Origin of the sequence: Methylobacterium sp. BE186, from assembly GCF_031457035.1 — a bacterium.
GTDB classification, from domain to species: Bacteria; Pseudomonadota; Alphaproteobacteria; order Rhizobiales; family Beijerinckiaceae; genus Methylobacterium; species Methylobacterium segetis.
Genome location: NZ_JAVDVV010000032.1, coordinates 59,791 through 66,040, shown reverse-complemented (window position 1 = coordinate 66,040; position 6,250 = coordinate 59,791). Strand labels below are relative to the sequence as shown.

8 protein-coding genes are annotated in these 6,250 nt (G+C 69.2%); all 8 read left to right on the top strand.

All coding sequences use genetic code 11. The features are described from left to right. Positions 1–142: 142 nt before the first annotated feature. The 8 genes from J2X36_RS23720 to J2X36_RS23685 all read left to right on the top strand — a co-directional run bounded on the left by J2X36_RS23720 (position 143) and on the right by J2X36_RS23685 (position 6,225). Entirely contained in the window at positions 143–1,015 is an 873-nt protein-coding gene (locus J2X36_RS23720) for an efflux RND transporter periplasmic adaptor subunit (protein WP_132255174.1), read from the top strand. Positions 1,016–1,141: 126 nt separating this feature from the next. Continuing rightward, positions 1,142–2,011, top strand: a complete 870-nt coding sequence (motA, locus tag J2X36_RS23715; protein ID WP_132255173.1) for a flagellar motor stator protein MotA — start codon at positions 1,142–1,144, stop codon at positions 2,009–2,011. A 1-nt stretch (position 2,012) separates the two neighbouring features. Beyond that, positions 2,013–2,957, top strand: a complete 945-nt coding sequence (locus J2X36_RS23710) for a FliM/FliN family flagellar motor switch protein (RefSeq protein WP_310354343.1) — start codon at positions 2,013–2,015, stop codon at positions 2,955–2,957. Continuing rightward, the gene (locus J2X36_RS23705; protein ID WP_310354341.1) at positions 2,941–3,240 is read left to right on the top strand and encodes a hypothetical protein; all 300 of its coding nucleotides are present in this window, start codon (positions 2,941–2,943) and stop codon (positions 3,238–3,240) included. The genes J2X36_RS23710 and J2X36_RS23705 overlap by 17 nt, the downstream gene beginning before the upstream one ends. Before the next feature lie 76 nt (positions 3,241–3,316). Then, positions 3,317–3,640 (top strand): flagellar motor switch protein FliN, encoded by a 324-nt coding sequence (fliN, locus tag J2X36_RS23700; RefSeq protein WP_310354338.1) that lies wholly within the window; start codon positions 3,317–3,319, stop codon positions 3,638–3,640. Between the two features lie 10 nt (positions 3,641–3,650). After that, positions 3,651–4,679: a flagellar motor switch protein FliG gene (locus J2X36_RS23695; protein WP_132255169.1), complete on the top strand. Its 1,029-nt coding sequence runs from the start codon at positions 3,651–3,653 to the stop codon at positions 4,677–4,679. 32 nt (positions 4,680–4,711) lie between these two features. Next, positions 4,712–5,776, top strand: coding sequence for a flagellar biosynthesis protein FlhB (gene flhB / locus J2X36_RS23690; protein ID WP_310354337.1), 1,065 nt, complete (start codon positions 4,712–4,714; stop codon positions 5,774–5,776). Continuing rightward, entirely contained in the window at positions 5,773–6,225 is a 453-nt protein-coding gene (locus J2X36_RS23685) for a hypothetical protein (protein WP_132255167.1), read from the top strand. Before flhB ends, J2X36_RS23685 begins: the two co-directional genes overlap by 4 nt. The last annotated feature ends 25 nt before the right edge of the window (positions 6,226–6,250 follow it).

The window sequence follows — 6,250 nt, the reverse complement described above, 5'->3', positions numbered from 1 at the left end:
TGGAGCGGCGCCTGCTGGTCTGGATCTGGGCCCGCCCCCTCGTCGACTGGGCCCGCCTCACCCTCTGGCACTGGATCCCCTGAACCAAAACGATGACCGGAGCGGCGACCGCATCGCCGGCGATGAGAACGAGGACCACTCGATGAGACGCCCCAGCCTGCCGCTCCTCTCAGGGCTGCTCCTTCTCGCGGCGCCGCTCGGCGCGGGCGCCGCGCCGGCCCCGAAGGTCGCGGGCCTCAAGGTCGATTGCGTGGTCGAGCCCGCCCAGAAGCTCAAGATCGGCAGCGCCACCGTCGGCATCCTCAAGAGCGTGCCGGTCAATCGCGGCGACACCGTCAAGGCCGGCGACGTCATCGCCCGCCTCGACGCCAGCGTCGAGGAGGCCAACGTGGCGCTGGCCAAGGCCCAGGCCGAGTCCTCCGCCGGCATCGAGGCGCAGCGCACCCGGGTCGAGCTGTACAAGCGTCGCCAGGACCGGCAGAGCCAGCTCGCCAAGGGCATCGTCACGCAGGAGAAGCTCGATCAGGTCGAGGCCGATTACGAGATCGGCAAGCGCGATCTGCAGACCGAGATCCTCAAGCACGACCTCGCGGGAATCGAGCTGCAGCGGGCGCAGGCGCAGCTGGAGCTGCGGCTGATCCGCAGCCCGATCACCGGCCTCGTGACCGAGCGGCTGATGGCGGCGGGCGAGTTCGCGCGCCAGGACAGCGCGATCTACACCCTGGTGCAGCTCGACCCGCTCTACGTGGAGGCCTACCTGCCGGTGCCGCGCTGGGGCGAGGTGGGGCTTGGCCAAGCGGCGACGGTGGTGCTCGACGAGCCGATCGGCGGCAGCTACCAAGCGAAGGTGACGGTGGTGGACCACGTCTTCGACGCGGCGAGCGGCACGTTCGGAGTGCGCCTGGAGCTGCCGAACCCGGGCCACAAGCTTCCGGGCGGCCAGCGCTGCAAGGTCAGCTTCCCGCTGCCGCCCGCAAGCCCGGTCGCCACGGCCCTTCCCCCCCTCGACCGGTGACGACGACCGACGGCGCCCGCGGGAGGAGCGGGCGCCTCCGCGCGATCAAAGCCCCGCGCAAGCCATAGCGCCTAATCCCTCCCGGACGGCGGCCTCGTCCGCACGGCGTCGCGACGCGGGGGAATCATGGGCGTCTTCATCGGCCTCGTCATCGCGATCGGCTGCATGCTCGGCGGCTTCGTCGCCATGGGCGGCCACCTGATCGTGATCTGGCAGCCCTGGGAATTCGTCATCATCGGCGGCATGGCGGCCGGGACCCTTGTGATGGCCAACCCGATGAAGACCGTGGTCGATTCCGGCAAGGCGACCCTGGAGGCGGTCACCGACAAGGTGCCGAAGCGCAAGGACTACCTCGCGCTGCTCGGCCTCCTGCACGCCCTGATGCGCGAGTTGAAGACCAAGCCCCGCAACGAGGTCGAGACGCATTTCGACGATCCAGGCAATTCCGAGATCTTCAAGAACTATCCGGACATCACCAAGAACCAGGATCTGGTGCTGTTCATCTGTGACTATTGCCGCCTGATCCTGATCGGCAACGCCCGCTCGCACGAGATCGAGGCGCTGATGGAGGAGGAGATCGGCACCCACAGGAAGAGCGCGCTGAAGCCCTACGGCGCGGTGAACACGGTGGCCGAGGCGCTGCCCGCCCTCGGCATCGTCGCGGCGGTGCTCGGCATCGTGAAGGCGATGGGGGCCCTCGACCAATCTCCGCAGATCCTCGGCGGGCTCATCGGCGCCGCGCTCGTGGGCACCTTCTTCGGCGTCTTCGCCTCCTACGGCGTGCTCGCTCCCCTCGCCATCAAGATCAAGGGCGTCCGCGAGAAGCAATGCGCGGTCTTCACCATCGTCAAGCAGAGCCTGATCGCCTACATGAACGGGGCCCTGCCCCAGGTCGCGGTGGAGCACGGGCGCAAGGGCATCGCGGGGGCCGACCGGCCGACCATCGACGAGGTCGAGGCAGCCACCGTTCCCGGCGCCCGGGCGGAGGCGGCCTGAGATGGACGCGCCCGCCGAGAGCACGGCCCCGCCTCCCGTCGACATCCGCGCCCGCATCCAGGAGGCGGCCGGCCTGTCCCTCGACAGGCTGCCGATGCTCCACGTCATCTTCGACCGGCTCGCCACCGCCTGCGGCGACGCGCTGAAGCACCTTGCCGCCTCGACGATCTTCTACTCGCTCTCGGGCGTCGAAGGCGGGCGCTTCGGCGAGTTCCTGGACGCCTACGACGCCAATGCGGTCGTGAGCATCTTCCACGCCCCCGAATGGGACGGGCACGTCCTCGTCGGGTTCGACCGGGACTTCATCTTCACGATGGTCGAGGTCCTGTTCGGGGCCGACGGCTCGGAACAGCCGGTCGAGGACGAGCGGACCTTCTCGGCGATCGAGCTGACCATCGCCCGGATGATCTTCGAGCAGGTCGGCAAGGCCCTCGAATCCTCCTTCGGCCTCGTCTCGCGGACCCCGTTCCGCCTGGAGCGGATGGAGACCCGCATGGAATTCGCCGTCATCGGGCGGCGCGGCAACAAGGCGGTGCAGGCGAAGTTCCTGCTCCAGGCGCTGAACCGCGGCGGCGAGATGTTCCTCGTGATCCCGCAGACGGTGCTCAACCCACTGCGGCCGGGCCTCGCCAAGGTGCTGACCGGAGAATCCGCGGCCCGCGACCCGCGCTGGACGCAGCAGATCGCCGCCGAGGTGCAGAAGACCGAGGTGCACCTGCGCGCGGTGCTGGAGGAGCGCCACCTGACGCTCGGCGAGATCGCCGGCCTCAAGGTCGGCCAGGTGATCGCCCTCGACGCGACCCCCTCCACCCGGATCAAGCTCGAGGGCAACGACCGTCCGCTGTTCTGGTGCCACGCGGGCCAGTCGCAGGGCGCCTACGTGCTGCGGGTCGACGAAGTGATCAATCAGGACAAGGACGAGGGCGTGCATGGCCTCCTGGATTGACGGCGTCCTGCTCACGGCCCTCATCGCCACCAGCGCCTGCGTGGTGCCGATGTACCTCAAGCTGAAGCGGCTGGACCGGGCCCAGGCCGCCTACGGCCGAGCCATGGCCCAGTCCGGCGACGCGCTCGTGAGCGCGGGCGACGCAGTGCGGAGCTTCGCGAGCGAGGGCCGCGAGGTGCTCGAGGCCCTGAGCCTTAAGATCGAAGAGGCGCGCGGCGCGCTGGCCGAGCTGGAGGCGTCCCGTCGCGCCCTCCTCGCCGCGCGCGGCGAGAGGGGGGTGTGAGGAGCCGCGACAGCCTCGGGCCAGCCAGCCTCGCTAGACCCGTGATCCGACCCCAGGCCGCGACCCCGAGCCCCCGATGAGCAGCAGCCCCTTTCCCGACACCGCCCCCGTCGCGGGTCCGCAGGTCGGCGACGGCCGCAATCTCGATTCGATATTGCGGATCCCCGTCCTCGTGCAGGTGGTGCTCGGCTCCGCGACGATGCCGGTCGCGAACCTGATGAAGCTCGGGCGCGGCGCCATCGTCCCCCTCGACCACCGGGTCGGCGAGCCCGTCGACGTGATGGTCAACGGCCGGGTGATCGCGCGGGGCGAGATCGTCATCGTCGAGGAGGACAATTCCCGCTTCGGCGTCTCGCTGACCGAGGTCGTCGGCCCCGCCGATTCCGACCAGAACGGCTGAGGCGGCGACGGTGGTTGCGCCCCCTCCGGCGGTGCGCGGCCCGCGGCCGCTCAACCCGGTCGATCAGGTCGCGACGCTGCTGCTCGCCATGGGCAAGCCGGCGGCCGGGCGCCTGCTGAAGTATTTCGAGCCGGACGAGCTGAAGCGCATCACCCGCTCGGCCATGCATCTCGGTGCGGTGAGTCCGAACCAGCTCGACGACGTGGTCGAGATCTTCTCGGAAGAGTTCTCGAACGGCGCGAGCCTCGTCGGCACCGCGCAGGAGGTCGAGAAGCTCCTCACGGGGCTCCTCCCGGCCGACCAGATCGCCGATATCCTGGCCGAGGTGCGCGGCAATGCCGCCCGTTCGGTCTGGGAGCGGATGGGCACGGTCTCGGAGAGCGTGCTCGCGAGCTACCTCGTCAAGGAGCACCCGCAGACGGCGGCGCTCATCCTGTCCCGCGTCAAGCCCGCCACCGCCGCCAAGGTCATGGGCCACCTGCCCGGCCCTCTGCGCAACACGGTGATGCGGCGGATGCTGAGCTTCAAGCCGATCATCGACGAGATCCTGCAGAGCGTCGAGAAGACCCTGCACGAGGATTTCATGATCAACGGCTCGCGCAATTCCGGCGCCGACACGCACGCCAAGATGGCCGACATCATCAACAAGATGGACCGCGCCCAGATGGACGACGTGCTCTCGAGCTTGGCCGAGACGCGGCCGAAATCGGTCGAGACCCTGAAGGGCCTGCTCTTCACCTTCGACGACATCGTCAAGCTCGCGCCGCGGGCCCGCACCACCCTGTTCGACGCAGTTCCGAACGACCGCCTCGTGCTCGCGCTGAAGGGCACGGACGCGGAGTTCCGCGGCGTGATCCTCGGTGCTCTCTCGGCCCGCGTCCGCCGCATGGTCGAGCACGAGCTGAACGGCGGCGAGCCGGCGGCGCAGAAGGACGTTCTGGAGGCGCGGCGGAGCATCACCGATCTCGCCATGGAGATGGCGGGGCGGGGCGAGATCGAGATCAATCCCGGGGGCGAGGATGAAGCGCTCATCCGCTGAGACGACCTGCGATCCGACGACCCGGGCCGACCATGGCTGAGGATTCCGACCCGGAGAGCAGGACCGAGGCCGCGACCGACCGGCGCGTGCGGGAAGCGATCGAGAAGGGGGACGTGCCCTTCTCGCGGGAGGCCCCGACCTTCGCGGCGATCCTGGGGCTCCTCGTCTCGCTGAGCCTCGTCGTGCGGGGACAGGCGGCGCAGATCGCTCGCGATCTCTCCGCACTCTTCGACCATCCGCGCGGCTTCGCCCTCGAATCCGCGGGCGACGTGCAGGGCCTGCTGCAGGCGGTCGGCCTCTCGGCCGGGCGGTTCCTGCTGCCGATCCTCCTGATCCTGTCGGGCTTCGGGCTCGCCGCCTCCCTGCTCCAGAACGTGCCGCGGATGGTCGGCGAACGGATCCGGCCGAAATGGAGGAACGTCTCGCCCGCCGCCGGCTGGAGCCGGATCTTCGGCCGGTCTGGACAAGTCGAGTTCCTGAAATCCCTCCTTAAAGTCTTCGCAGTCAGTCTCGTCGTCCTCCTCATCCTGCGCTCGGAGCGGCTGAAGGCCGTCAATGCCATGTATGTCGATCCGAGCCAGCTCCCCGAACTGATCCTTACCCTGTCGATCCGCCTCGTCTCGGCGGTGAGCATCGCCACCATCGTGATCGTGGCAGGCGACCTCGTCTGGGCACGCCTGCGCTGGCAGCGCTCGCTCCGGATGTCGCGCCAGGAGATCAAGGACGAGATGAAGCAGGTGGAGGGCGACCCGGGCGTGAAGGCGCGCCTGCGCTCGCTGGCCCAGGACCGCTCGCGCAATCGCATGCTCGCCTCGGTGAGCCGGGCGAGCGTCGTCATCGCCAACCCGACCCATTTCGCCGTGGCCCTGCGCTACGAGCCCACCGAGAACCCGGCGCCCCTGGTGCTGGCCAAGGGCAAGGACCTGATCGCGCTGCGAATCCGCGAGATCGCCGAGGAACACGGCATCGCCGTGATCGAGGACAAGCCTCTCGCAAGATCGCTGTACGAGGCTGTGCAGGTCGACCGGACGATCCCCGCGGAATTCTACCGCGCCGTGGCGCAGATCCTGTTCTTCCTGTTCGCGAGGCCCCGATGAGTTCTGCGGTCCACGATTTCGCGGCCGGCCCCCCGGTCCCGGCCGAGCAGATCGCGGCGGCCGAGGAAGTCTTCGCCACCGAGATCCGGGACTTCATCGCCGAATTGTGCCTCCTCGACGGGGGCCTCCTCGTCGGCTGGGTCCGCACCGAGCGCCACGCCAACATCGCCGACCTCGTCTCGTCCTCCGCCGAGCCGTACTTCAAGGAGGCAACGCTCGCCTACGCCGATGCGGCCGACATGCGCCTCGACTGGGGGCGGTCGCTTCAGGTGGTGCTCGACATGGAATTCGTGACGAAGCCCGTCACGGTCTTCTTCAAGCTCGTCCTCGACGGCTACTTCGTCGGCGTGGCGATCCAGCGGATCCTGGCCGAGCACGGCCCGCCGCTCTGCCTCGACCGCTTCGCCCGCGCCCTCTCGGACGCCCGCCACCTGCCTGCCCGGGCGTGAGTGCCTCCGCCTCGGGACAGTTGCC